A 22,335-nucleotide genomic window follows, 5' to 3' on the forward strand; every position below is an offset into this window, starting at 1 on the left:
GCGATTGGTGCAGACCGTTGGCGAAAACGCCTCTGTCGCTTCAAGGTTCCGTTAGCTGGCGTCACCGGCAAGGCCGCCTCGCGGCCTTGGCAATGAATCAGGTGACCGGGAATCAGGCAACCGGCGCCGCCACGGCGGGAACGGCCTTCGCAGTTTCCCGGCGCACGATCGGCGCCACTTTGGTGCCGTAGAGTTCGATGGCCTTCATCACCTTGGCGTGCGGCATGGTGCCGATCGCCATTTGCAGCAGGAAGCGGTCGTTGCCGAATATTCTGTGCTGGGCAATGATCTTCTCGGCCACCTGTTCTGGATTGCCGACGAACAGCGCGCCGTTTGGGCCGCGCGATTGGTCGAAATGCGCCCGCGATGTCGGCCCCCAGCCGCGCTCGCGGCCGATGCGGTTCATCACCTCGGCCTGCGGCCCGTAAAAATCGTCGGCTGCCTGGTCCGTGGTGTCGGCAATGAAGCCGTGCACGTTGAGACTGGTGGCAAGGCTTGCCGGATCGTTGCCGGCGCGCCTGGCTGCATCCCTGTAGATGTCGAACAGCGGTGCGAACCGCGCCGGCTCGCCACCAATGATCGCCAGTGCCAGCGGCAACCCGAGCACACCCGCGCGGGCGACGGATTGCGGTGTTCCACCGACGGCGATCCAGATCGGCAATTTGTCCTGCAAGGGCCGCGGATAGACGCCGCGGTCGTTGATCGGCGCGCGCAGACTGCCCGACCAGGTCACCTTGACATGATCGCGGATGGCGAGCAGCAGTTCGAGCTTTTCGGCAAAGAGCTCGTCATAGTCTTCGAGTTCGTAGCCGAACAGCGGAAACGATTCGATGAACGAACCGCGCCCGGCCATGATCTCGGCCCGGCCGCCGGACAAAAGGTCGAGCGTCGCAAACTGCTGGAAAACGCGAACCGGATCGTCGGAGGAAAGCACGGTGACCGCGCTGGTCAGCTTTATGCGCTTGGTGCGTTCGGCCGCCGCGGCCAGGGCCACGACTGGCGCCGAAGCGGCATAATCGGGACGGTGATGCTCGCCCAGCCCAAACACGTCGAGGCCGACCTGGTCGGCCAGTTCGATCTCCTCGATCAGGTTGCGCAGCCGCTCATGCGCACCGATGGCGCCTGGCCCCGTTTCCGGGCTGACGTCGGCGAAGGTATAGAGACCGAGTTCCATCATGTGTCATCCTGGCGTTTTGTTTTTCGCGCTAGAGGTAGCGACCCGCCCGCCGCGCCGCCAGAGGGCCGGATGGTGAACAGTGCATGTCCGTTTCAGCCGAATTCAATCGAAATGGCGTCTCCCGGCTGCAACAGATCAGAATTTCATGGCTGGCATACCGTTTTGGCGCTTGAACTCTCGGTTTTCGCGCGTATGTAAGCCTCGCAAATTGACTTCAGGGAAGTGGACTTGGCTATCTATAGGGAAAAAGACGTTTTCGAGCGGCGCAATGCCGCAAACGAGGCAAAGAAGGCGCTTCTGGAGCGCTTCAAGGCAAAGCCGGCGCCAGATGATCCAGCGGTGCTGGCACGACAGGCCGAGCGCAAGGCGATCCTCGAGGCCCGCGCGATACGCGAGGCCGAAAAGGCCAGGCTGAAGCAGGAAAAGCTGGCGCGCGAAGCGGCCGAAAAGGCCGAGCGCGAGGCAGCTGCCGAAGCGGCACGCATCGCCGCGGAAGAAGCCGCACAGGCCGAAGCGAAGATCCGGGAAGCTGAAGAGAACGAGCGGATCGCCCGTTTTCTTGCCGACGAGGCCGAACGCAAGGCTAAGCGTGACGCACGCTATGCGGCGCGCAAGCAGCGCACCGGCAGGACGCCGCCCGGCTTCTCCGCGCGATAGCGCCTTCCGGCACTGATCAGCCGAATTCAAGAATCAGGGCCGCCTTGCAGCGGCCCCGAACGCGTTCGTCTGTCAGAATCGGCTAAGCCGCGAGCTTCAGTCCCATGATGCCGCAGACGATTAGCGCGATGCAGGCCAGCCTGATCGCCGTCGCTGGCTCGCCGAGCAGCCATATCCCCAACAGCGCCGTGCCGACGGTGCCGATGCCGGTCCACACCGCGTAAGCGGTGCCGACCGGCAACGCCTTCAGCGCCAGGCCGAGCAAGGTCAGGCTGACGATCATCGAGGCTACCGTCAGGACGCTCGGCAGCGGCTTCGAGAATCCGTCGGTGTATTTGAGGCCGATCGCCCAGCCGATCTCGAACAGTCCGGCGAACAACAGGAAGATCCACGACATCGGAACGCTCCGTTTCGATGGCTTCCGGCCGATTTCTTGAAAAGCGCAAAAATTGCCTTCGCCGCATCCATAGGGGATGCGCGTGAGCTTAGTGAACAATCATACCGGCCGCGTTTGCGGCCGGTCGAGATAAGCCGAAACGGTAGCTGCGGCCCTACTTGTCCTTCAGCTTCATCGCCTTCACCGGCGGTGCCTTCAGGGCCGGCGCCGGAGCCGGTTTCTTCGCGTCCTTCTTCGGCTTGCGGGCCTCCTTGCCTGCCTTCATCGCACCCTTAGCCATGATTCGTTCCTCCAGTTGATGTCTGGCGAAGTGAAACAAGAGAAACGCTCGACTGCAAGAGGCCGCTGCCGTGCAGTCGCCCTGGCCGATGGCTGTCAACTGGTTTCTAATTCCCTCGTAAACCGCAGCGGTCCGTGCCATGGTCTTCTTCGCACTGCAGCATCAGCCCTTGCGTTTCGCCGGCTGATGATCAGGCAGGCCGGTCAGGACGACAATGCGGATCCACATCGGTTGCCAGATGAGCTTCGACTTCCCGCAGGAAACACCGCTGATCGCGATGCTAAACGTCCATTATTCGCGCGCATCCGATCTTGAGCGGCCGGACTTCCTGACGTCGAACCCGCCGGTGCCGATCGAAAGCTACCGCGACAGTTTCGGCAATTGGTGCAACCGTTTCGTTGCGCCGGCCGGGCGCTTTGCGTTCGGCACGGACGCGGTGATCCGCGACCCCGGCTCCTTCGAGACGCGCGAGCTGACGGCGTGGCAGCACGAGGTGCGCGATCTGCCGTCGGAGACGCTGCTGTTCCTGCTGCCCAGCCGTTATTGCGAGAGCGACGTGCTGTCGAATGAAGCGTGGCGGCTGTTCGGCAACACCCCGCTCGGCATTCCGCGCGTCCAGGCGGTCTGCGACTTCGTCCATAACCACATCGTCTTCAACTATTTCAATGCACGGCCGACGCGCACCGCCGCCGAGGCCTATCGCGAGCAGAGTGGTGTATGCCGCGACTTTGCTCACCTCGCTGTTGCCTTCTGCCGCGCCCTGAACATTCCGACCCGCTACTGCACCGGCTATATCAGTGATATCGGCCTGCCAAAGCCGTGGTCGGACATGGATTTCGCCGCTTGGATGGAGGTCTATCTCGGCGGCCGCTGGCATGCGTTCGACCCGCGCAATAACGCGCCGCGCATCGGCCGCATCCTGATTGCCTCCGGACGCGATGCCGCCGATGTGCCGCTGACCCACATTTTTGGGCCGGGCGCGCTGGCTGGCTTCAAGGTCTGGACGGACGAGGTCGTCGAATAGCCCCGCGCCGCCCTTTTGAACAACTGACCCTGTGAACAACTGGGCACTTCGGGCGTTGTGGGGACTGTGGAGCGTGGGCGGGCGCTCCGCCAATCTCGGTGCATCAACCAAGGCAGCACACCATGGCGGCGCATGGCGGGTCGAAAAAAGTGATCTATGCGGCGCTCGCCGGAAATCTTGCGATCGCACTGACCAAATTTGCCGCTGCCTTGTTCACGGGCAGCTCGGCAATGCTCTCGGAAGGCGTCCACTCGCTCGTCGATACCGGCAATGGCAGCCTGCTGCTTTACGGCATGCACCGTGCCGCCCGGCCGGCCGACCGTACGCATCCGCTCGGCCATGGCCGCGAGCTGTACTTCTGGAGCTTCATCGTCGCGCTCCTCGTCTTTGCACTGGGTGCCGGCATATCGTTCTACGAAGGCGTGACGCACATCATGGCGCCGGAGCCGATTGCCAACGCCAAGGTGAACTACGCTGTCCTTGGCGTTTCCTTCCTCTTCGAAGGCACCTCTTGGCTGGTGGCGCTGAAGGAATTCCGCCACCAAAAAGGCAGCCACGGCTGGCTCGAGGCGGTGCAGCTCAGCAAGGATCCGAGTGTCTACACCGTACTCTTCGAGGACAGCGCGGCACTTCTCGGCCTCGTTGTCGCCTTCGCCGGGATATCGGCGGCGGAACTGCTGGACATGCCGAAGCTCGACGGCGCCGCGTCGATCGGCATCGCGCTGATCCTGGGCGGGACCGCGATCTTCCTGGCGCGCGAAAGCAAAAGCCTGCTGCTCGGCGAGCCGGCTTCGCCCGAGGTGCAAACAGAGGTGCTGGCCATCGTCCAGCAGGACCCGGCGGTGCAGCGGGCGAATGGCGCGCTGACGCTGCATATGGGTCCGCAGGAGATCGTCGCCGCTTTGAGCATCGAGTTCGAGGATCATTTGTCGGCGCCGGAGATAGAGACCTGTGTCGAGCGCCTCGAGACGCGGCTGAAGGCGGAGATGCCGGAGGTGACGCGGCTCTTCGTCAAGCCGCAGACCACCGGCACCTGGGAACGCCGGAGCAAGGCCTTGGCGGCGTCCGGAGGGGAACCGGCCTGAGGAAAATGGCTGCGCCATCGGGCAGTCCCGGTTATGATTGCGGGCAAAAGCTCCAGGAGGAACGAAGATGAAAATCGACGGCGCGTGTCATTGTGGCGCTATCACTTACGAGGCCGAAGTCGATCCGGAAAAGACCACCATTTGTCACTGCATCGATTGTCAGAAGCTAACCGGAACGGCCTTTCGCGTCACCGTGCCGGCGTCCGAGGACAATTACAGGATCACCAAGGGCACGCCGAAGATCTACATCAAGACCGGTTCGAGCGGCGCCAAGCGCGCCCAGGCATTTTGCGGTGGATGCGGCTCGCATCTCTACGCCACGTCGGCGGGCGAGGGACCGAAGGTTTACGGTATCAGGGTCGGCACGGCACGGCAGCGCGAGCAACTGGTGCCGAGAAAGCAGATCTGGCACCGCTCGGCGCTGCATTGGCTGCCGGAATTCGAAGGCACAACCATCATCGAGGAGCAGTAGCGCCAGACCCGGGCGAAGCCTCCGGTTCCGGCGTAGCTCTCAATCGTCGCCTTCGACGACCCTTAGCCTCAACTGCCCGGTTTTCGAATCGGCGACGCGCGGGCTACTTTCCGCTTTTGCTCCGCTGCCATTCGAACCAGCGGTGTCCTCCGCCGGCTGCACGCCAAACTCTAGCGCCTCGATCTTTTGTCCGCGCCTGGTCACCTTCGATGTCGAGACCAGAATGTCGTCGATATCCTTGGCCGATTGGCCGAAATGCGTCTGCAATTTGCGCACCCGCTCGTCGAGCCGGGAAACATCTTCCATCAGCCGGATAACCTCGCCCTGGATCAGGTGTGCCTGCTCGCGCATGCGGGCATCCTTGAGGATTGCCTGGATGACCTGGATCGACAGCATCAAAAGCGATGGCGAGACGATGACGATCCGCGAGCGATGCGCCTTTTGGACAACGGCCTCGAAATTCTCATGGATTTCGGCGAACACCGATTCCGAAGGCACGAACATGAAGGCGGTGTCCTGCGTCTCGCCCTGGATCAGGTATTTTTCGGAAATATCGCGGACATGCACCTCGATGTCGCGGCGGAAAGCCTGTGCGGCGGACTTCTGCAGGTCGGCGCCTTCGGCGGCACGGATGGCATTCCACGCCTCGAGCGGAAACTTTGCGTCGATGGCAAGCGACGGTGCGCCGTTCGGCATCTTCACCAGGCAGTCGGGCCGGCTGCCATTCGACAAGGTCGCCTGGAATTCATAGGCGCCGTGCGGCAATCCGTCGGCGACGATGGCTTCCATGCGCGACTGGCCGAAGGCGCCGCGCGTCTGCTTGTTGGAAAGGATCGCCTGCAATTGCACGACCTGGCCGGCCAGCGACTGGATGTTGCCTTGCGCGATATCGATGACCGCCAGCCGTTCCTGCAGCTTGGCGAGGCTCTCATGCGTCGATCTCGTCTGCTCGGTCATGGTCTGGCCCAGGCGGCCGGTCATGGCATCGAGACGCTGGCCGATCGACTGTGTCAGTTCCGCCTGGCGCGCCCCGAACACTTCGGCGATGGCGCCCATGCGGCCCTGCATTTCCGCCTGGCTTGCCAAGATACCAGCCATCCGCACCTCGGCGTCGCGGGCGTGGTCGGCGGCTTCGGCGGCCGCCACTGCACGCGCCTTGGCCGATCGCCAGAGCGCAACGACGAGCGCCACGAACAGGCCGAGGAACAGCATTGCGCCGAAACCCAGGGCTTGGCCGAGCGTGATCGTGGTGGCGCCGAGGCGGGCGACAGGTTCGGACAGGATGGTGGCCAGATCGTTCATGTCGACAGCATAGATGATTCGGTCTGCCGGCACAGATCAAAACGTGAACGACCCGAAGGCGCCCCGGTTGACGCTTTTCCTGCGAGGTCTTAGGTGAGACGCCATGTCGATCAAGCCGCTTATCATCCTCCCCGATCCCGTCCTGCGCCAGGTTTCAAAACCGGTCGAGCGTGTCGACGGCGATCTGCGCAAACTGGCCGGCGACATGCTGGACACCATGTATGACGCGCCCGGTATCGGCCTCGCGGCGATCCAGGTTGGCGAACCCTTGCGCATGCTGGTGATCGACCTGGCCAAGGAGGACGAGACGCCGGCACCGCACGTCTTCATCAATCCCGAAATCCTCGAAAGCTCCGACCAGCGTTCGGTCTACGAGGAAGGCTGCCTGTCGATCCCGGATTACTATGCCGAGGTCGAGCGTCCGGCGGCGGTGCGGGTGAAGTTTCTCGACCGCGACGGCAAGCTGCAGGAGATCGAGGCCGAGGGGCTGATGGCGACCTGCCTGCAGCATGAAATCGACCACCTCAACGGCGTGCTGTTCATCGATCACATCTCCAAGCTGAAGCGCGACATGGTGGTCAAGAAATTCAAGAAGCTCGCCAGGGACAAGGCGCCGGGCAAGATGGTGGGGTAGGCGTCGACGAAATGCCCCTGCGTGTCATCTTCATGGGTACGCCTGAATTCTCTGTGCCGACGCTGCGGGCGATTGCCGGGGCCGGGCACGGGTTGACGGCCGTCTACACGCAGCCGCCGCGCGCCGGCGGCCGGCGCGGGCTCGAACTGACGCCGTCGCCGGTGCAGCGCGAGGCGGAGCGGCTTGGCATCGAGGTGCGGTCGCCGGTGTCGCTGAAGAGCGAGGCGGAGCAGGAGGCGTTCCGCGCCTTGCGCGCCGACGTCGCCGTGGTCGTCGCCTACGGATTGCTTCTACCCAAACCCATTCTCGAGGCGCCGCGGCTAGGTTGCCTCAACGGTCACGCATCGCTATTGCCGCGCTGGCGCGGCGCTGCCCCTATCCAGCGCGCCATCATGGCCGGCGATACCGAAACGGGCATTATGGTGATGCGGATGGAGGAAGGCCTCGACACCGGGCCGGTGGCAATGGTTGAAAAATGTCCCATTGGACCCGACATGACGGCCGGCGATCTGCACGACCGGCTGATGGTCCTCGGTGCTGCGCTGATCGTGCAAGCGCTCGAACGGCTGGAGCGGAATACGCTGACATTTACCACACAGGCGGAGGTGGGGGTGACCTACGCCAAGAAAATCGATAAATCGGAGACTCGCATAGACTGGCTGCGACCTGCCGGCGACGTGCACAACCAGATTCGCGGCCTGTCGCCCTTTCCCGGTGCATGGTGCGAGGCCGAAATCGGCGGCCGCGTGGAACGGCTGAAACTGCTTCGCTCGACGCTCTCGCAAGGCGCCGGCGAACCGGGAGGAATTCTCGATGACCGGCTGACGGTCGCCTGCGGGTCAGGCGCGATCAGGCCGGTCGAAGTTCAACGTGCGGGCGGAAGGCCCATTGCCGCGCAGGAGTTTCTGCGCGGGGCCAAGCTCGAAAAAGGAATGAAATTGTCATGAGCATGATGTCCATACGCGCGCCGACGCCGCGGGACCGCGAGGCGATCCGCCTTGTCGAAGAACACGCGTTCGGCCAGCAGACGGAGGCCGGACTGGTCGACGCGCTGGTCACCGGCGGTGATGCCGTCGTCGAACTGGTGGCGGACGAAGACGGGCAAGTGGTCGGCCATATCCTGTTTTCACGGCTCTTCGTGCAGAATGGCGGCAAGAGTTTCCCGGCGGTGGCGCTGGCGCCTCTAGCGGTCGAGCCGTCGTTCCACGGCACCGGCATCGGCGGTGCGCTGGTCCGCGAGGCGCATATCCGCCTGAAAGCTGCCGGCGAGACGCTCGCCGTGGTGCTCGGCGATCCGGCCTATTATGGGCGTTTCGGCTACAGCCGTGCCCGTGCCGCGAAATTCGACAGCGACTACCAAAGCGAGGCTTTGCAGGCGCTTGCCTGGGGCGAGGCGCCGGAGACCGGCAGGCTGGTCTACGCCTCGGCCTTCGGCTCAGCCCTCGCCGCCTGATTTCGCCTCGATCCGGGAATGCCGCGTTTTCGCCTCGACATCGAATATGACGGCAGTCTCTTCGCCGGCTGGCAGCGCCAGGCCAACCAGCCATCGGTGCAGCAGGCGATCGAGCAGGCGATCGAGAAGTTCTGTGGTGAGCAGGTTTCGCTGCGCGCCGCCGGCCGCACCGATGCCGGCGTCCATGCGACCGCTCAGGTGGCGCATGTCGATCTGATCAAGGCATGGCCCGGCGACAAGGTGCGCGACGCCGTCAACGCGCATCTGCAGGCGGCCAAGGTGCGCATCGCCATCCTGAAGGCCGCCGTCGTGCCGGATGGCTTCGATGCGCGTTTCTCGGCGATCAGCCGCCATTACCTCTACCGCATCGTCAATCGCCGCGCGCCGGCGGCGCTCGACAAGGGCAAGATCTGGTGGGTACCGAAGCAGCTCGATGCCGGTGCCATGCACGAAGCGGCAAAGGTGCTGCTTGGCCGGCATGATTTCACCACCTTCCGCTCGACCCAGTGCCAAGCCACCAGCCCCGTCCGCACGCTCGACCGGCTGGATGTCAGCCGGGCGGGCGATTTCATTGAGGTCCGCGCTTCGGCGCGGTCATTCCTGCACAACCAGGTGCGCTCGATGGTCGGCTCGCTCAAACGTGTCGGCGAAGGCGGCTGGACTGTTGCCGACCTCAAGGCGGCGCTTGAGGCGCGCGACCGTGCGGCCTGCGGTCAGGTGGCGCCGCCCGACGGGCTGTTTCTCGTCGGCGTCGATTATCCGACGCCTGGCTGATCCGGAACGCTGATCCCGAGCAGCGCCTGCAGGCCGAACAGGACGATCAGCGACGCCACGAACATGCCGGCAAAAACGGCGCTGCCGGCGGCCGCACCCCTGCCGATCGCAACGTTGGTCATCCGCCAGGTCAAGACCATCGACAGCGCGAACAACAGCAGCGACACGAGTCCGGAGACTTCGTTGGCCGACGTCAGGAAAAGCCGGATCAACGCCGATGGCAGCATCATCCAGGCGATGATCGCCGAGGCCCAATTGCTGGCCACGACATAATGGACGAAACGGCCGCCGACGCCGACCCGCGGCGCCACCAGGGCGAGGCCTATGAGCGGCAGCACCCAGGCGCCGATATCGACGGTTGCCAGGCGGATCAACATGCTGAAACGGCCGACGAATGCGTTGGGATCGCCGATTTCGTTGGCAATACCGACCCAGCCGACGATCAGTGCCGGCGCCGCGACAACGATGGCAAAAAAGGAGTTCCAGAATCCGTCCGCCGAAAGGTCGAGCAGGCGAAATCCGTCGGCCTTGCCGAGCATCAGCCGCCAGGCACCGGCAAGCGAAGCGTAGGTTTCATCCGCTGAAAGCATCACTAGGATATGTCCTGCGCAAACCAGTCTTCAACGAAGCGCAGATAAATCTGCGTCAGCGTCTCGAGGTCGGCAATCGCCACGCGTTCGTCGACCATGTGCATGGTCTTGCCGACCAGTCCGAATTCGACCACCGGACAATAATCCTTGATGAAGCGGGCATCGGAGGTGCCGCCGGAGGTGGAGAGCGCCGGCTTCCTGCCGGTCACCGCCTTGATCGAGCCGCCAAGCGTCTCGATCAACCTGTCGTCGCGTGTCAGGAAAACATGGCTCGGCCCGTCGCGCCAGACGATCTCGTAGTCGACCGGCGTCTTCTTGCCGGCGCGGTATTTCTTGCGTTTCGCCGCCCGGTCGAGGCGGTTGTGGATCTCGGCCTGGATCGTCTCGGCGGTCCATGTGTCGTTGAAGCGGATATTGAAGCTAGCCGCCGCCTTCGCCGGGATGACGTTGGTGGCAGGATTGCCGACATCGATGGAGGTCACCTCAAGATTGGTCGGCTGGAAATCCCTTGTTCCGTTGTCGAAGACGGGGTGAAGCAAGGCGTCGACCAGCGTCACCAGGCCGCGCACCGGGTTGTCGGCTAGCTGCGGATAGGCGGCGTGGCCCTGGCGGCCGTTGACGACGACCGTGCCCGATAGCGAGCCGCGCCGGCCGATCTTGATCATATCGCCGAGCGCGTCGGGATTGGTCGGCTCGCCGACGATCGCAGCATGCCATTTCTCACCCTTGACAGCCGCCCATTCGAGCAGTTTCGTCGTGCCGTTGATCGCCGGCCCTTCCTCGTCGCCGGTTATCAGCAGCGAGACCGACCCCTTCGGGCCGCCCTTCTGCGCGATATGTCGCGCTACCGCCGCGACGAAACAAGCAATGCCGCCCTTCATGTCGACGGCGCCGCGGCCGAACATCTCGCCATTGGCGATGTCGGCGGCAAAGGGCGGGTGCGTCCAGGCTGTTTCATCGCCCACCGGCACGACATCGGTATGGCCGGCAAACATCAGATGCGGGCCGTTGCCGGAACGCCGCGCGTAAAGGTTCTCTATGTCAGGTGTGCCGGATTCGGAAAACACCGGGCGCTCGACGGCAAAGCCGAGCGGCTTCAACATTTCTTCCAGCGCGCTCAGCGCACCGCCTTCGGCGGGCGTCACGGAAGCGCAGCGGATGAGAGCAGCCAGATTTCTGGTCGGATCGGTAGGCAGCGTCATGGGCAAAAGCGATAGTCGAAAGCGCAAGGCCTGTCACGGCCAGACATAAGGGCCAGCCATGCCGCCGACATTATGGTTTTCATGCCGTATAGTTGCGGCCAGGCCTCTCGACCAGGACAGGGCCATCGCATGATCACGCATGGCAGGACGATCGTAATCGCCGGTGCCGGCAGTATCGGATGCTACGCCGGCGGCTGCCTGATACTTGCCGGGCGAAAGGTGGTTCTGCTGGCGCGGCCTCGCATCGAGAAGGCGCTGCAAAAAGGTGGATTGCGCATCACCGACCGTGATGGCCGCGACCGATCCGTCAAGCCGGAGGCATTGTCGGTCACCGCCGATCCGGCCGCGGCATTCCCCGGTGCCGATGTCATCCTGCTAACGGCCAAGAGCGGCGCGACGCAGGACATGGCCGGGCTTATTGCGGCCCATGCGCGACCGGATGCGGTGGTACTCAGTCTGCAGAACGGCGTCGACAATGCCGATAAGTTGCGAGCCCATCTCGCCGCCCGGCGGGTGCTCGCGGGCATGGTGCCGTTCAACGTGGTCCAATCGGCGGAGGGCGAATTGCCGCTTCGCCTGCACCGCGCCAGCGGCGGCAAGGTGATGATCGAACAGGGTCCGACAGGCCTTGACGAACTGCTTGACGTCGAGGGCTTTGCCGTCGCCACGCATGGTGACATCGAAGCGGTGCTATGGGGCAAGCTGCTGCTCAACCTCAACAACGCGCTGGTGGCGCTTTCTGGCCTGCCGCTGGCGGCAGAGCTTGCCGATCGCCGCTGGCGGCTGATCCTGGCCGGCCAGATCGACGAAGCATTGGCGGCAATGATGGCGACAGGCATCGAACCCGCTCGCATCGCCGGCCTGCGTCCCGCGCTGCTGCCGAAAGTGCTTCGCCTGCCCGACTGGCTGTTCAAGTTCTTGGCGCGGCGGATGCTTGCCATCGATCCGGCCGCGCGTTCGTCGATGTGGGATGACCTTCAGCGCCGCCGGCCGACGGAGATCGGCGAACTGCAAGGCGCGGTCCTGCGTTTGGCCGAAAAGGCCGGCACGCCGGCGCCGTTGCTGAAGCATGTCACGGCACTGGTGCGCGCGGCCGAGCAGAAGAGGCGCGGATCGCCCTGCCTGACGCCGGAAGCCGTTGTCGCGACCGTCAGATCGTAGCCCGCACAGGCGCCCAGTAACGGCCCTTGCCGGTGCGCTTGGCTTCGTAGAGCGCATGGTCGGAACAGGTGAGCAGGATTTCCGGATCGCCTCCGTCGGCGGGTGCGCATGCGCTGCCGACGCTCAAGCCGACATGGATGGCGGAACCGACCCCGAGGTCGAAAGGCACCGAGACCTTTTCGATGGCCCGCTTTGCCAGGTAGGTGGCCTCGATCTCCGAGGTTGCGGGCAAAAGGATGACAAATTCATCGCCGCCAATGCGGAAGACCACGTCCCCCGGACGGAAGCCGCGCTTCAATCGCTCGGCCACCTTGCGCAGCAGCACGTCGCCGACGGCGTGGCCAAAACGGTCGTTGACCTGTTTGAAACCGTCGAGATCCATGCTGAGCACTGCAAACGGCTTGCCGCCATTGGCGGCCGGCGCCGCAAGGTCGCGGCACATGTCGCGCAATTTCTCCTGCAGGAAGATGCGGTTTGGCAGGCCGGTCAGCGCGTCCTTGATGGCCAGGTCGCGATTGTCCAGTTCGGCGCGGATCATGCGGGCATTGATTGCGTGGTTCTGAAGCAGCACGATGATGACGCCGGCCACATAGAACGGCGTTTGAATTCCGACGATCGGCATTCCGGGCGCCGCAGAAAACAATGCACCGACCACGTAAGGCAGGCTTACGGCCAACATGACGAATATGGCGAAGCGCGGGGTCGCCGCATTGCGTGACGACACCACGCCGACGACGCCTGCGACATTCAAGGCGTCAAGTACGGAAAGCGCCATATTCCCGCTGGCAACACAGCCATAGCAGCCGAGGCCGAAAACGACCGACCAGACGCCGCTGGCTGCCATCAGGCCCGCCAGCGGCCCTTTCGAGCCGCGCCAGCGGGCCTGCTCGCATTCCCGCATCAGCAGAACGCGGACGGTGAAAAGCATCAGGTCGGCGGCAATCCAGGCGTAGGGCCACCAATCCCCGGTGGCAAGAGCGGCGCTGACCGCAACCAACAGAACGCTGATGGTGCCGAACAGGACCGCGAATTTGCGGTCGAAGGTGGTGTCGAGAAGCCGGGCGCGGACAGCTTCCGGTTCCAATTTCATCGGCGAAGAGAACCAGGCAAACAGGCGAGCGGCGGCGCTCCACGTTTTGCGCGGCTCCTTGGTGGTCAGGGATAGGTCGCTTGCCAGTCGAGCGCTCCGTGCCGGTCGACACAGTCTTCGCCGGCATGCTGGGCCAGGGTGATTAACATTCGCTTAGAGCATCCGGCGCAAAACCGGGCTTTCGGAACTCCCCGTTCCGCCGCTCTGGAGCAATTCCAGGAAAAGTGTGAAGCGGTTTTCCGTCCGGAATTGCGTCAAAACAAAAAGATAGAGCGGTTCGGCGTTTCTGCGAAACGATGAACCGTTCTAGCGGATCTGCCGCCGGGTGGCCGGTTTTAGCTTGCCGGCCCCGGTCGTCTGCGGACTGCAGGCCGACGCGGCGTACCCGGCTCGGGATCGGTCTTCGCCGCACGTGCCGGCTGCCCATGAGGGGTTTCGATCAGCGTGATCTTCTGCCAGATCTTTCGCGAGAGGTTCGAAGCCAGGTTCTCGATGTCATTGACGCCGTCGATGACCACGGCGTCATTCACCGATTGCGCGAACAGCGCGGCGATCTTGCCGGTGATCGACAGCATTTCGGAGCAGTAGTCGAGATAGCGGGCAAGGTCGGCGGCGTTGGTGATGCGGGCTGGCGAATGCGCAGTCGGCTTGAAACTGGCTGAAAGCGTTGCCGGATCCTTGGTCAGCTGGTGCATGTCGATGACGTGGATCAGCGACCGCAGCCCGTGGAGCTGGCGAAACACCCGCTTGCGCTTGATCCGCTCCTCGGAGCGAATCAGGGCCAGGAAGCCCAGCACCGCGAGGATGATCATGTTGAGGGAGGCTTCGATGCCTTGCACCGACTGGAAGGCATCGTGGTTTCCCGAGATGCGGCCGAGCGGCAGGATTGTGCCGACGAACAGGAACATCAGCGCTCCGGCGACGAAGGCGGCGATGATGAGGCCGCGCAGCCACCAGATCGGCGCCTCCAGCGCCTTGGCTGCCTTTGCCAGATCGCGCGACAGCGACACGAGCTCGGCGGCGACGCCGCGCAAGCCGGCATCGGGAAAACGCTCGGCGACGCGCTCTTCCAGCCGTTCGGCGGTTTCGAGGATCAGTTTCGAATCAAGCGAGCGGTAGCGCATGACGAAATATCCGATCGGCGCTCAGGGTTCGGCCGGTGCGTTGGTGCGCTTGCCGTAGCGGTTGGGTCCCGGCTGCCCGGGAAATAGGCAAAGCACGAGGAAAGCGATAATCGAGACAACCGGCACGAACAGCACCAGCGCCGCAACGCCCGGCTTGTCGAGGTCATGCAACCGCTTCACCGCCAGCACCACGTTCGACCAAAGCGAGGCAATGAAGGCGATGAAGAAAATGAACGACCACATGTTGCTCTCGGTAGTGCCTTCCGGAACCAGCGTGAAACGGTAGAGTGGGAGGGCCTGTATGATGGCCACCAGCAGTCCTCCCAGAAAATAGGCCGCGCGGCTGACGCGGCCCGAAGTTCTGAAGAAAAGCCAGATGAGGTCTGATCTGTCAGGCAAGCGAATTCCGTCCGTATTCGTTGAGAAAGATCAATCGCGCAGCAATTCGTTGATCGATGTCTTGGAACGGGTTCTGGCGTCGACCCGCTTGACGATGACGGCGCAGTATAGGCTGGGGCCGGGCTCGTTGTTTGGAAAAGGCTTGCCCGGCAGCGAGCCGGCGACGACGACGGAATTAGGCGGCACCTCGCCGTAGAAGATCTCGCCGGTGGCGCGGTCGACGATCTTGGTCGACTGGCCGATGAAGACGCCCATGCCGAGCACCGAGCCTTCGCGAACGATGCAGCCTTCGACCACTTCGGAACGGGCGCCGATGAAGCAATTGTCCTCGATGATGGTTGGGCCGGCCTGCATCGGCTCCAGCACACCGCCGATGCCGACGCCGCCCGACAGATGCACATTCTTGCCGATCTGGGCACAGGAGCCGACCGAAGCCCAGGTGTCGACCATGGTGCCGCTGTCGACATAGGCGCCGACATTGACGAAGGACGGCATCAACACGGCGCCGGGCGCGACATAGGCGGAGCGGCGCACGATCGACGACGGCACGGCGCGGAAGCCCGCCTTCTCAAAATCGACGGCGCTCCAGCCGTCGAACTTCGAAGGCACCTTGTCCCACCATACCGCCTGACCGGGACCGCCCTTTATGATCTCCATCGGGGTGAGCCGGAAAGACAGCAGCACCGCTTTTTTCAGCCACTGGTTGACGTGCCATTTGCCGTCGGCCTGCCGCTCGGCGACGCGGGCGATGCCCCGGTCGAGCAGGTCGAGCGCCGATTGGATGGCCTCGCGCGTCTCGCCGCGGGTTGCGGTCGAAATCGTGTCGCGTTCCTCGAAGGCGTTCTCGATGATCTCCTCGAGGCTCGCGAGATCGGGCTTCGACATGAATTCGCTCCATTACCAAGCTGTTAAGGGCCGGCGCCTTAACCTGTTTGAAAGTCGCGCGGACCCTATGTGAAGGCTTGGGGAGGGTCAATCGCGGCAGCGTCACGGGACGGCGCAAGTGAATGATTGGACGGGTAAAGCAAATATGACTCCCATGGAAAAGGCGGGATGGACGCCGCTGCCGCATTCGGACGAGGATCTGGAGCGGTCGAGAAGCGTGCCGGACACGCCGCAAACGCGCGCGGAGACATACCGGCTGGCCTGGAACGATCCCGATTTCATGACGCGGCGCGAGTTGCGCGCGGTCAGGCTGCAGCTCGAACTGCTGAAACCGGAGATGATCCTGGCCGAGCGCGGCATCCAATCGACCGTCATCCTGTTCGGCGGTGCCCGCATCCCCGAGCCCGGCGGCGAAGCCTGGGCGGCCAAGAACGAGACGCAGAAGAAGAACCTCGAGCAAAACAGCAAATATTACGAGGAGGCGCGCAAATTCGCCCGCCTCTGCTCGCAGCAGTCGGCCATCTCGTACTATCGCGAATTCGTCGTGGTGACCGGCGGCGGGCCGGGCGTCATGGAGGCCGGCAATCGTGGCGCCGACGATGTTGGCGCGCCGTCGATCGGTCTCAACATCGTGCTGCCGCACGAGCAGGCGCCAAACGCCTACGTGACGCCGGAACTCTGCTTCAACTTCCACTATTTCGCGGTCCGCAAGATGCATTTCGTCATGCGTGCCAAGGCCGTTGCGGTGTTTCCAGGCGGCTTCGGTACGATGGACGAGTTCTTCGAAACGCTGACCCTGATCCAGACCGGCCGCATGGAACGCGTGCCGGTCATCCTGTTCGGCAAGGCTTTCTGGGCAAGGGCGATCGACCTCGATTTCCTCGCCGAGCAAGGCACGATCACGCCCGGCGACCAGGATATCATCGATTTCGTCGACACTGCCGACGAGGCCTGGGGGATCGTCAGCCGCTTCTATAAACTTTGACATGCAAGCAAGGACTTGAAGCGCGCCGGCTGCCTCAAGCAGGGACTTCCACGATCGCCGTGAGAAAGCCGGCGAGGTCGTCGGTGACGAAGTCCACATCGTCCTCGTTGGCCGGGTCGCGTTCCCAGATTTCCGAGAAGGTCGGCTCGAAATTGCGCGGCACCACTAACACTGTGGTCATGCCCAGCGATTTCGGCACCGACAGGTTGCGGGCAAGATCTTCGAACATCACCGCATTTTGCCCGGTAACGGCGTGGAGTTCGGCAAATTTCTCATAGGATTGCGGCGCCGGCTTGGGGTTCAGTCCGGCTGCGACGATATCGAAAATATCATCGAAATGCTCGAGAATGCCCAACTGCCGCGCGGTGCGTTCGGCATGCCGGCGATCCCCGTTGGTGAAGATGAATTTACGGCCGGGAAGCTGGCGAATGGCGGTGCCTAGGACGGGATCTGGAACCAGCCAGGAATAATCGATGTCGTGGACCTTCTCGAGAAAATCATCGGGGTCGATGCCGTGGCGCGTCATCAATCCGTTCAGCGTCGTGCCATATTCGCGGTAGAGCTCCTTTTGCAGCTTGCGTGCTTCCTCGCGCGGCAGCGTCAGCAATTCTCCGACGTAGGCGGTCATCTTCACATCGATCTGCGAGAACAGATTCGAATGATGCGGATAAAGCGTGTTGTCGAGATCGAACACCCAGTCGGTGACATGGGCAAAGCGGGCGGGGTCGGGAAGTGTGGTCATACGTCCTTATGGCACGAAACGATCTTTCTAACAGGAGGTTTATCCACAACCTATGCGCGCCCTGGGTAGTAAAAATGGCGCCATGATTAAAATCTTAAGCATCGCCGAAAGGTGACATTCAGCGCTTTGCTGGAACCAAGGCGGACCAGTGGGAGCAAGCGATGAATCGCATATTTCTAAAGTCTGCCGCCATCGCTTTCGCCTCCGTCGCGGTCTCGCTTTTGCTGACGCTGATCGTCGTGCCGGCAATGGGGTTTCCGATCAATCGCACCATCTGGCTGACATCCACCGTGTGCCCGCTCGCGCTTGCCTGGAGCGTCGGCGCCTATACGTTCTGGCAGGGCGAAAGGTTGCAGACCGCGCATCGCGAGCTCGCCCGCGCCCATGCCCAACTCGCCGCCGCGCACAGGCGCTTGGCGGAAAAGGCGAGCCGCGACGACATGACCGGCATGCTCAACCGCGAAAGTTTCTTTGCCGCTCTCGACGGCTCCCGGCGCAAATCCGATCGCGGGGCATTGCTGATCGTCGATGCCGACCATTTCAAGACCATCAACGACAGCTACGGCCATCTGATCGGCGACGATGCGCTGCTCCTGATCGCAAACGCGATAGAGCGTGGCGTGCGCAGTGGCGACGTGCTTGGCCGCATCGGCGGCGAGGAATTCTGCGCCCTTCTGATTGGTGCCACCGAACACGAGGCCAGGCGCATCGCCGAGCGCATCCGGCGTGAAGTCGAGCGTATCCGTTTCCGGCCCGTCGACGAACGAACGGTTCCGCTGACAGTCAGTATTGGCGGCATCACCTGCGGCAGAGACGCCGCAGTGTCGGAGCTAATGCGCGCCGCCGACCAGCGGCTCTACGAGGCCAAGCATCGCGGCCGCAATCTGTCGATCATCGACCGCGATATTTCCGAAGCCGCCTGAGCTCGGCCCTAAGCCTTCTGCTGCATTCAACCGCGCCGCTGCCAGACCGTCAAAATCCGAAGATGGCGATGCGGAACAGCAGAGCGGCCGCCGCCAGCGCCACCAGAGCGATGCCAAGGCCAATGGGAGAGCCCCAGCCATACCACTCCATCGCCAGCTTGGCATATTTGAACTCCTCGGCCGGTGTGAGTAGGCCGCGCGTTGGGGTCTGATTCATGTTTCACTCCTTGCAGGCTGCGACAGGCCTTGCCTTGCGCCTGATGCAGCACATTACTATAACGGCCGTAATGTTAGGCAGATTGATAGTTAGATGGTCGAAATAAATTCGTCAAGCATGAATCGGGCCGACATGAAGACCGCCATCAGCCTTGCCATTATGGGCTGGCAGGACGCGACGCAGGCTTATGACGAGGCAGTGGGCGATAGGCTTGGGCTGAGTATGGCGGAACGCCATTGCCTAGCGCTGCTCTATGGCGGCCCGCGATCGGCTGGCGAGGTCGCGGCCGCAACAGGGTTGACGCCGGCCGCGGTCACCGCGCTGATCGACCGGCTAGAGGCGCGCGGCCTGCTGACACGAACGCGCAGCCTTGAGGACAGGCGCAAGGTGGTCATAGAGGCGACGGAACTCACGCGAGAACTATCGACGCGCTATTATGGCGCGATCGCGCAGGAGGGGGAAAAGGTGATCGCCACATTCAGCGACACTGAGCTCGCCACGATCCTGCGCTTCGTCACGGCGTCCCTCGACCTTCAGCGCGACCAACTGGCCCGGCTGAAGGCCGAGGCTTTGGAAACAGCCGACAGCCTATAGGCTCGCCGGGTCGAGCGCTGGCTCGCCTTTGCGGCGCGCCACGATCGCCGCAAGATCGGCGGTCTCGAAAGCATCACGCAGGGCGGCGAACGACGGCAGCACGAAATAGGCACGCTGGAACTTGTCGATCTCGTAGCCGGTGCGCATCACGGTTTCCAGGTCGAAGGGGACATGGTGCGCCTCACCGCCTTCGACCGCGAACTGAAGCTCCGTGAAGGATGACATAAGCCCGGCGCCGAAAGCCTTCAGCGGCTGGCCCGGCTCGCGTATCAGCCCGTATTCGACGGTGTACCAGTAAAGCCTGGTGATCATCTCGTCGCCGCCGAGCGCAATCACGCTGTCGGCCTTTTTGCCATACATCTGCATGAAGTCGGCAAAGACCGGCTGCGTCAGGATCGGCACGTGACCGAAGAAATCGTGGAACATGTCGGGCTCGACGATGTAGTCGAGCTCCTTTTGGGTTCGCAGCCAGTTGGTGACCGGGAACCGGCGGTTGGCGAGGTGGTCGAAGAACGGCTGGGCGGGGATGAGCCCCGGCACGGCGACGATCTCCCAGCCGGTGAGCTTGCGCAGCTTCTCGCTGACCTCACCGAAATCCGGGATCTTGTCGAGAAGGCCGAGCGCCGCAACGCCATCGAGATAGGAATGGTGGGCGAGCTTCCTGGTCAGCTTCGTCTGGCGGTCGCACAGCGTGCGCCACACCGCCTGTTCTTCGTCGCTATAATTGTAGCCCTGCGCCACGGTGAAATCGGCACGGCAGACCGAATAATCGCCGCGAAGGCCTCGCGCAGCGCATTCGCGGGCATAGTCGGCAACGTTCATTGTCATGGCTTGCTCTCCCTGGAAATCATGATCAGCGGATTGCCGGAAATTCTAGCGGGATGGCGCGAGGCAAATCAGCTTTGATGGTGGCTCAAATGCGGGGTTGGAGGTAAAAGACTCCACGATCGAGCTTTGGGAGAGTGAAAATGCCTCAGTTTGATGAATTCGAGATCAAGATGCTCGACATCCTGCAGCGCGACGGGCGCAAGCCGGTCTCCGAATTGGCGCAGGAGATTGGGCTGTCGACGACACCTTGCGCGCGGCGCTTCGAGGCCCTTCAGCAGGCGGGCATCATAAAGGGCTTTGCTGCGGTGCTCAGCCGCCGCGCCGTCGGGCTGATGGTCGAAGTGTTCATCCAGGTGCGCCTCGTAACCCACAGCGACGGCTCGCCCGAAACCTTTATCGCCGCCGTCCAGCGCATGGACGAGGTGTCGTCGTGCTGGACGATGACTGGAGACTACGATTTCCTGCTGCATGTCATGGTGCCGTCGGTCGACGAGCTCAATGCCTTCGTCATGCACCGGCTGATGCGGCTCGAAGGCGTGCGCGACGTACACACGCAGCTTGTGCTGCAGAACATCAAGGGGCCCGGCCATGTGCCGCTGGCACATCTCAGACGATAGGCATTTCTGCGGAAAAGCTGCACACAAACTGCTGAAGCTGGCCAATCTCCAGAGCTAGATCGCCGACTACGACATGCGGACCGCCATTGCATAAGGCCCGCCATGAAAATCGTCCTGATCAACCCGCCGCATACCGCCATCGGCAGCCGTGTGCCGGACGACCATCTGCCGCCGCTCGGTTTGCTGGCACTGGGCGGTCCGCTGATCGACGCGGGACACGAGGTGCGGCTCGTCGATGCCGAATTCGGGCCGATGCCGCTTGCCACGCTGGTCTGGGACGCCTTGAGCGACCATCCCGACTGCATTCTGATCGGCCATTCCGGCTCGACCTCTGCACATCCGACAGCCCTGCTGATCGCCGGCATGGTCAAGGACATCGAGCCAGCGACAATCCTGATTTATGGCGGCGTGTTTCCGACCTATCACTGGCGCGACATACTGGCCGAAACGAATGTCTTCGACTTCATCGTGCGCGGCGAGGGCGAGGCGACCATCGTCGCGCTGGTCGAAGCGCTTGAGAAACGCAAGCCGCTGTCGGACGTGGCGGGGATCGCTTTTCCTGACGATTTGCGCCGTCCTTTTGCCACCCGGCCGGCAAGGACGATCGCCAGTTTCGACGATTACCGCATCGGCTGGGAACTGATCGACTTCAGTCGCTACAGCTATTGGGGCGGCAAGCGCGCAGTAGTCATGCAGTTCTCGCGAGGCTGTCCGCATCTGTGCAACTATTGCGGCCAGCGCGGCTTCTGGACGCGCTGGCGGCACCGCGACCCCGGGAAGTTCGCGCGGGAGATTGCCTGGCTATACCGCGAGCATGGCGTCGAGCTGATCAACCTTGCCGACGAGAACCCGACGTCGTCCAAAAAAGCCTGGCGCGCCTTTCTCGATGCGATGATCGCCGAGAATGTGCCGGTGCTGATCGTCGGCTCCACCCGCGCCGACGACATCGTCCGCGACGCCGACAGCCTGCATCTCTATCGCCAGGCCGGCGTCATCCGCTGGCTGCTTGGCATGGAAAATACCGACGAGCAGACGCTTGCATTGATCCGCAAGGGCGGCAGCACCTCGTCCGACCGCGAGGCGATACGGCTGCTGCGCCTCAATGGCATCTTGTCGATGGCGACCTGGGTGGCCGGTTTCGAGGACGAAAGTTTGCGCGACCTCTGGCGCGGCTTCCGCCAGCTGATCGCTTATGACCCCGACCAGATCCAGGCGCTCTATGTAACGCCGCACCGCTGGACGCCGTTCTTCAGGATTGCCAGGGACCGCAAGGTGATCCAGCTGGACGCCCGCCTGTGGGACTACAAGCACCAGGTGCTGCGGATGACGCGCCTCAAGCCGTGGATGTTGTTCTTCGCCGTCAAGCTGATCGAACTGGCCGTGCAGTCGCGGCCCAAGGCGCTGGCGCGCATCCTGTTCCACAAGGATCCGGAGCAACGGCATTCGATGCGCTGGTACACCAAAATGGGCCGCCGCGTCTGGTTCCGCGAAGTCTGGGGCTTTCTGGTCCGCGACCGCCGCCTGAAAAATGGCCCGACGCTCGCCGAATTCTGGGGCGCGCCGCAAGACGAGGAGGAGGAATCGATGGTGGTCGCGCGCCCGGCCCGCAAGGCGGTAGAAACAGTCGTCGCGATCTCGCCCGGCGCCTGATACCTGACTATGCGCATGACGTACGACCGCTCGCGCGACCTCTAGAGATAAAGTGCGATGCGGTGCGCAAACT

Annotated in this window: 27 protein-coding genes; 14 read left to right on the forward strand and 13 right to left on the reverse strand. The window is 63.0% G+C overall.

The features are described from left to right. Positions 1-112: 112 nt before the first annotated feature. Positions 113-1,174: an LLM class flavin-dependent oxidoreductase gene (locus NKJ28_RS07215; RefSeq protein ID WP_352635034.1), complete on the reverse strand. Its 1,062-nt coding sequence runs from the start codon at positions 1,172-1,174 to the stop codon at positions 113-115. 231 nt (positions 1,175-1,405) lie between these two features. On the opposite strand from NKJ28_RS07215, the gene NKJ28_RS07220 reads away from it, so the two are divergent. Further along, complete coding sequence (locus NKJ28_RS07220; protein ID WP_023676956.1) at positions 1,406-1,834, forward strand: DUF6481 family protein; 429 nt, start codon at positions 1,406-1,408, stop codon at positions 1,832-1,834. Positions 1,835-1,916: 82 nt separating this feature from the next. On the opposite strand, the gene sugE is transcribed toward NKJ28_RS07220, so the two are convergent. Beyond that, positions 1,917-2,231, reverse strand: a complete 315-nt coding sequence (gene sugE / locus NKJ28_RS07225) for a quaternary ammonium compound efflux SMR transporter SugE (RefSeq protein ID WP_352588587.1) — start codon at positions 2,229-2,231, stop codon at positions 1,917-1,919. 154 nt (positions 2,232-2,385) lie between these two features. Next, entirely contained in the window at positions 2,386-2,511 is a 126-nt protein-coding gene (locus tag NKJ28_RS07230) for a hypothetical protein (RefSeq protein ID WP_013528464.1), read from the reverse strand. Between the two features lie 214 nt (positions 2,512-2,725). Here NKJ28_RS07230 and NKJ28_RS07235 point away from each other — a divergent pair, with 214 nt between their 5' ends. The 3 genes from NKJ28_RS07235 to NKJ28_RS07245 all read left to right on the forward strand — a co-directional run bounded on the left by NKJ28_RS07235 (position 2,726) and on the right by NKJ28_RS07245 (position 5,092). Continuing rightward, complete coding sequence (locus tag NKJ28_RS07235) at positions 2,726-3,535, forward strand: transglutaminase-like domain-containing protein (RefSeq protein ID WP_023676954.1); 810 nt, start codon at positions 2,726-2,728, stop codon at positions 3,533-3,535. A 122-nt stretch (positions 3,536-3,657) separates the two neighbouring features. After that, the gene (locus tag NKJ28_RS07240) at positions 3,658-4,620 is read left to right on the forward strand and encodes a cation diffusion facilitator family transporter (protein ID WP_352634788.1); all 963 of its coding nucleotides are present in this window, start codon (positions 3,658-3,660) and stop codon (positions 4,618-4,620) included. A gap of 67 nt (positions 4,621-4,687) precedes the next feature. Further along, positions 4,688-5,092, forward strand: a complete 405-nt coding sequence (locus NKJ28_RS07245) for a GFA family protein (RefSeq protein WP_352634790.1) — start codon at positions 4,688-4,690, stop codon at positions 5,090-5,092. 39 nt (positions 5,093-5,131) lie between these two features. On the opposite strand, the gene NKJ28_RS07250 is transcribed toward NKJ28_RS07245, so the two are convergent. Then, on the reverse strand, positions 5,132-6,394 hold the full coding sequence (locus NKJ28_RS07250; protein WP_352568528.1) for a DNA recombination protein RmuC: 1,263 nt from the start codon (positions 6,392-6,394) through the stop codon (positions 5,132-5,134). A 103-nt stretch (positions 6,395-6,497) separates the two neighbouring features. Between NKJ28_RS07250 and def the strand changes: the two genes are divergently transcribed. The 4 genes from def to truA are packed head-to-tail and all read left to right on the forward strand — an operon-like array spanning position 6,498 to position 9,255. Continuing rightward, the gene (gene def, locus NKJ28_RS07255; RefSeq protein ID WP_023676950.1) at positions 6,498-7,028 is read left to right on the forward strand and encodes a peptide deformylase; all 531 of its coding nucleotides are present in this window, start codon (positions 6,498-6,500) and stop codon (positions 7,026-7,028) included. Positions 7,029-7,045: 17 nt separating this feature from the next. Continuing rightward, positions 7,046-7,975 carry a methionyl-tRNA formyltransferase gene (gene fmt / locus NKJ28_RS07260; RefSeq protein ID WP_352635036.1) on the forward strand — a complete coding sequence of 310 codons (930 nt, stop codon included), beginning with the start codon at positions 7,046-7,048 and terminating at the stop codon, positions 7,973-7,975. Further along, positions 7,972-8,481: a GNAT family N-acetyltransferase gene (locus NKJ28_RS07265; RefSeq protein WP_352634793.1), complete on the forward strand. Its 510-nt coding sequence runs from the start codon at positions 7,972-7,974 to the stop codon at positions 8,479-8,481. The genes fmt and NKJ28_RS07265 overlap by 4 nt, the downstream gene beginning before the upstream one ends. An 18-nt stretch (positions 8,482-8,499) precedes the next feature. After that, positions 8,500-9,255: a tRNA pseudouridine(38-40) synthase TruA gene (gene truA / locus NKJ28_RS07270; protein WP_023677469.1), complete on the forward strand. Its 756-nt coding sequence runs from the start codon at positions 8,500-8,502 to the stop codon at positions 9,253-9,255. On the opposite strand, the gene NKJ28_RS07275 is transcribed toward truA, so the two are convergent. Then, positions 9,237-9,845 (reverse strand): hypothetical protein, encoded by a 609-nt coding sequence (locus tag NKJ28_RS07275; protein ID WP_023677470.1) that lies wholly within the window; start codon positions 9,843-9,845, stop codon positions 9,237-9,239. The two genes, truA and NKJ28_RS07275, sit on opposite strands and share 19 nt — an antisense overlap. A gap of 2 nt (positions 9,846-9,847) precedes the next feature. Continuing rightward, positions 9,848-11,047, reverse strand: a complete 1,200-nt coding sequence (dapE, locus tag NKJ28_RS07280; RefSeq protein ID WP_352634795.1) for a succinyl-diaminopimelate desuccinylase — start codon at positions 11,045-11,047, stop codon at positions 9,848-9,850. 129 nt (positions 11,048-11,176) lie between these two features. On the opposite strand from dapE, the gene NKJ28_RS07285 reads away from it, so the two are divergent. Continuing rightward, the gene (locus NKJ28_RS07285; RefSeq protein ID WP_352634797.1) at positions 11,177-12,208 is read left to right on the forward strand and encodes a 2-dehydropantoate 2-reductase; all 1,032 of its coding nucleotides are present in this window, start codon (positions 11,177-11,179) and stop codon (positions 12,206-12,208) included. Here NKJ28_RS07285 and NKJ28_RS07290 read toward each other — a convergent pair. From NKJ28_RS07290 to dapD, 4 genes are all read right to left on the reverse strand, one after another. Further along, positions 12,198-13,298, reverse strand: coding sequence for a GGDEF domain-containing protein (locus tag NKJ28_RS07290; RefSeq protein ID WP_352634799.1), 1,101 nt, complete (start codon positions 13,296-13,298; stop codon positions 12,198-12,200). The two genes, NKJ28_RS07285 and NKJ28_RS07290, sit on opposite strands and share 11 nt — an antisense overlap. A gap of 335 nt (positions 13,299-13,633) precedes the next feature. Beyond that, on the reverse strand, positions 13,634-14,422 hold the full coding sequence (locus tag NKJ28_RS07295; protein ID WP_352634801.1) for a hypothetical protein: 789 nt from the start codon (positions 14,420-14,422) through the stop codon (positions 13,634-13,636). A gap of 21 nt (positions 14,423-14,443) precedes the next feature. Then, entirely contained in the window at positions 14,444-14,821 is a 378-nt protein-coding gene (locus tag NKJ28_RS07300; protein ID WP_023677473.1) for a DUF805 domain-containing protein, read from the reverse strand. 30 nt (positions 14,822-14,851) lie between these two features. Continuing rightward, positions 14,852-15,706, reverse strand: coding sequence for a 2,3,4,5-tetrahydropyridine-2,6-dicarboxylate N-succinyltransferase (dapD, locus tag NKJ28_RS07305; protein ID WP_352634803.1), 855 nt, complete (start codon positions 15,704-15,706; stop codon positions 14,852-14,854). 145 nt (positions 15,707-15,851) lie between these two features. Here dapD and NKJ28_RS07310 point away from each other — a divergent pair, with 145 nt between their 5' ends. After that, positions 15,852-16,691, forward strand: a complete 840-nt coding sequence (locus tag NKJ28_RS07310; protein ID WP_352634805.1) for an LOG family protein — start codon at positions 15,852-15,854, stop codon at positions 16,689-16,691. A gap of 34 nt (positions 16,692-16,725) precedes the next feature. Here NKJ28_RS07310 and NKJ28_RS07315 read toward each other — a convergent pair whose 3' ends face one another. Next, a complete protein-coding gene (locus tag NKJ28_RS07315; protein ID WP_352634807.1) occupies positions 16,726-17,433 on the reverse strand; it encodes a pyrimidine 5'-nucleotidase in 708 nt (235 codons plus the stop codon). Between the two features lie 161 nt (positions 17,434-17,594). On the opposite strand from NKJ28_RS07315, the gene NKJ28_RS07320 reads away from it, so the two are divergent. After that, on the forward strand, positions 17,595-18,356 hold the full coding sequence (locus tag NKJ28_RS07320; protein WP_023677477.1) for a GGDEF domain-containing protein: 762 nt from the start codon (positions 17,595-17,597) through the stop codon (positions 18,354-18,356). Positions 18,357-18,405: 49 nt separating this feature from the next. On the opposite strand, the gene NKJ28_RS07325 is transcribed toward NKJ28_RS07320, so the two are convergent. Beyond that, positions 18,406-18,573, reverse strand: coding sequence for a hypothetical protein (locus NKJ28_RS07325; RefSeq protein WP_352588558.1), 168 nt, complete (start codon positions 18,571-18,573; stop codon positions 18,406-18,408). Between the two features lie 93 nt (positions 18,574-18,666). Here NKJ28_RS07325 and NKJ28_RS07330 point away from each other — a divergent pair, with 93 nt between their 5' ends. Beyond that, positions 18,667-19,167, forward strand: coding sequence for a MarR family winged helix-turn-helix transcriptional regulator (locus tag NKJ28_RS07330; RefSeq protein ID WP_023677479.1), 501 nt, complete (start codon positions 18,667-18,669; stop codon positions 19,165-19,167). Here the strand turns inward: NKJ28_RS07330 and phhA are convergent. Beyond that, complete coding sequence (gene phhA / locus NKJ28_RS07335; RefSeq protein ID WP_352634809.1) at positions 19,162-19,995, reverse strand: phenylalanine 4-monooxygenase; 834 nt, start codon at positions 19,993-19,995, stop codon at positions 19,162-19,164. The two genes, NKJ28_RS07330 and phhA, sit on opposite strands and share 6 nt — an antisense overlap. 140 nt (positions 19,996-20,135) lie before the next feature. Here phhA and NKJ28_RS07340 point away from each other — a divergent pair, with 140 nt between their 5' ends. Both NKJ28_RS07340 and bchE read left to right on the forward strand, forming a co-directional pair. Continuing rightward, complete coding sequence (locus NKJ28_RS07340) at positions 20,136-20,612, forward strand: Lrp/AsnC family transcriptional regulator (protein WP_023677481.1); 477 nt, start codon at positions 20,136-20,138, stop codon at positions 20,610-20,612. 102 nt (positions 20,613-20,714) lie between these two features. Further along, positions 20,715-22,262 (forward strand): magnesium-protoporphyrin IX monomethyl ester anaerobic oxidative cyclase, encoded by a 1,548-nt coding sequence (bchE, locus tag NKJ28_RS07345; RefSeq protein WP_352634811.1) that lies wholly within the window; start codon positions 20,715-20,717, stop codon positions 22,260-22,262. The last annotated feature ends 73 nt before the right edge of the window (positions 22,263-22,335 follow it).

The organism is Mesorhizobium sp. M0145, from assembly GCF_040322355.1.
Taxonomy (GTDB): Bacteria; Pseudomonadota; Alphaproteobacteria; order Rhizobiales; family Rhizobiaceae; genus Mesorhizobium.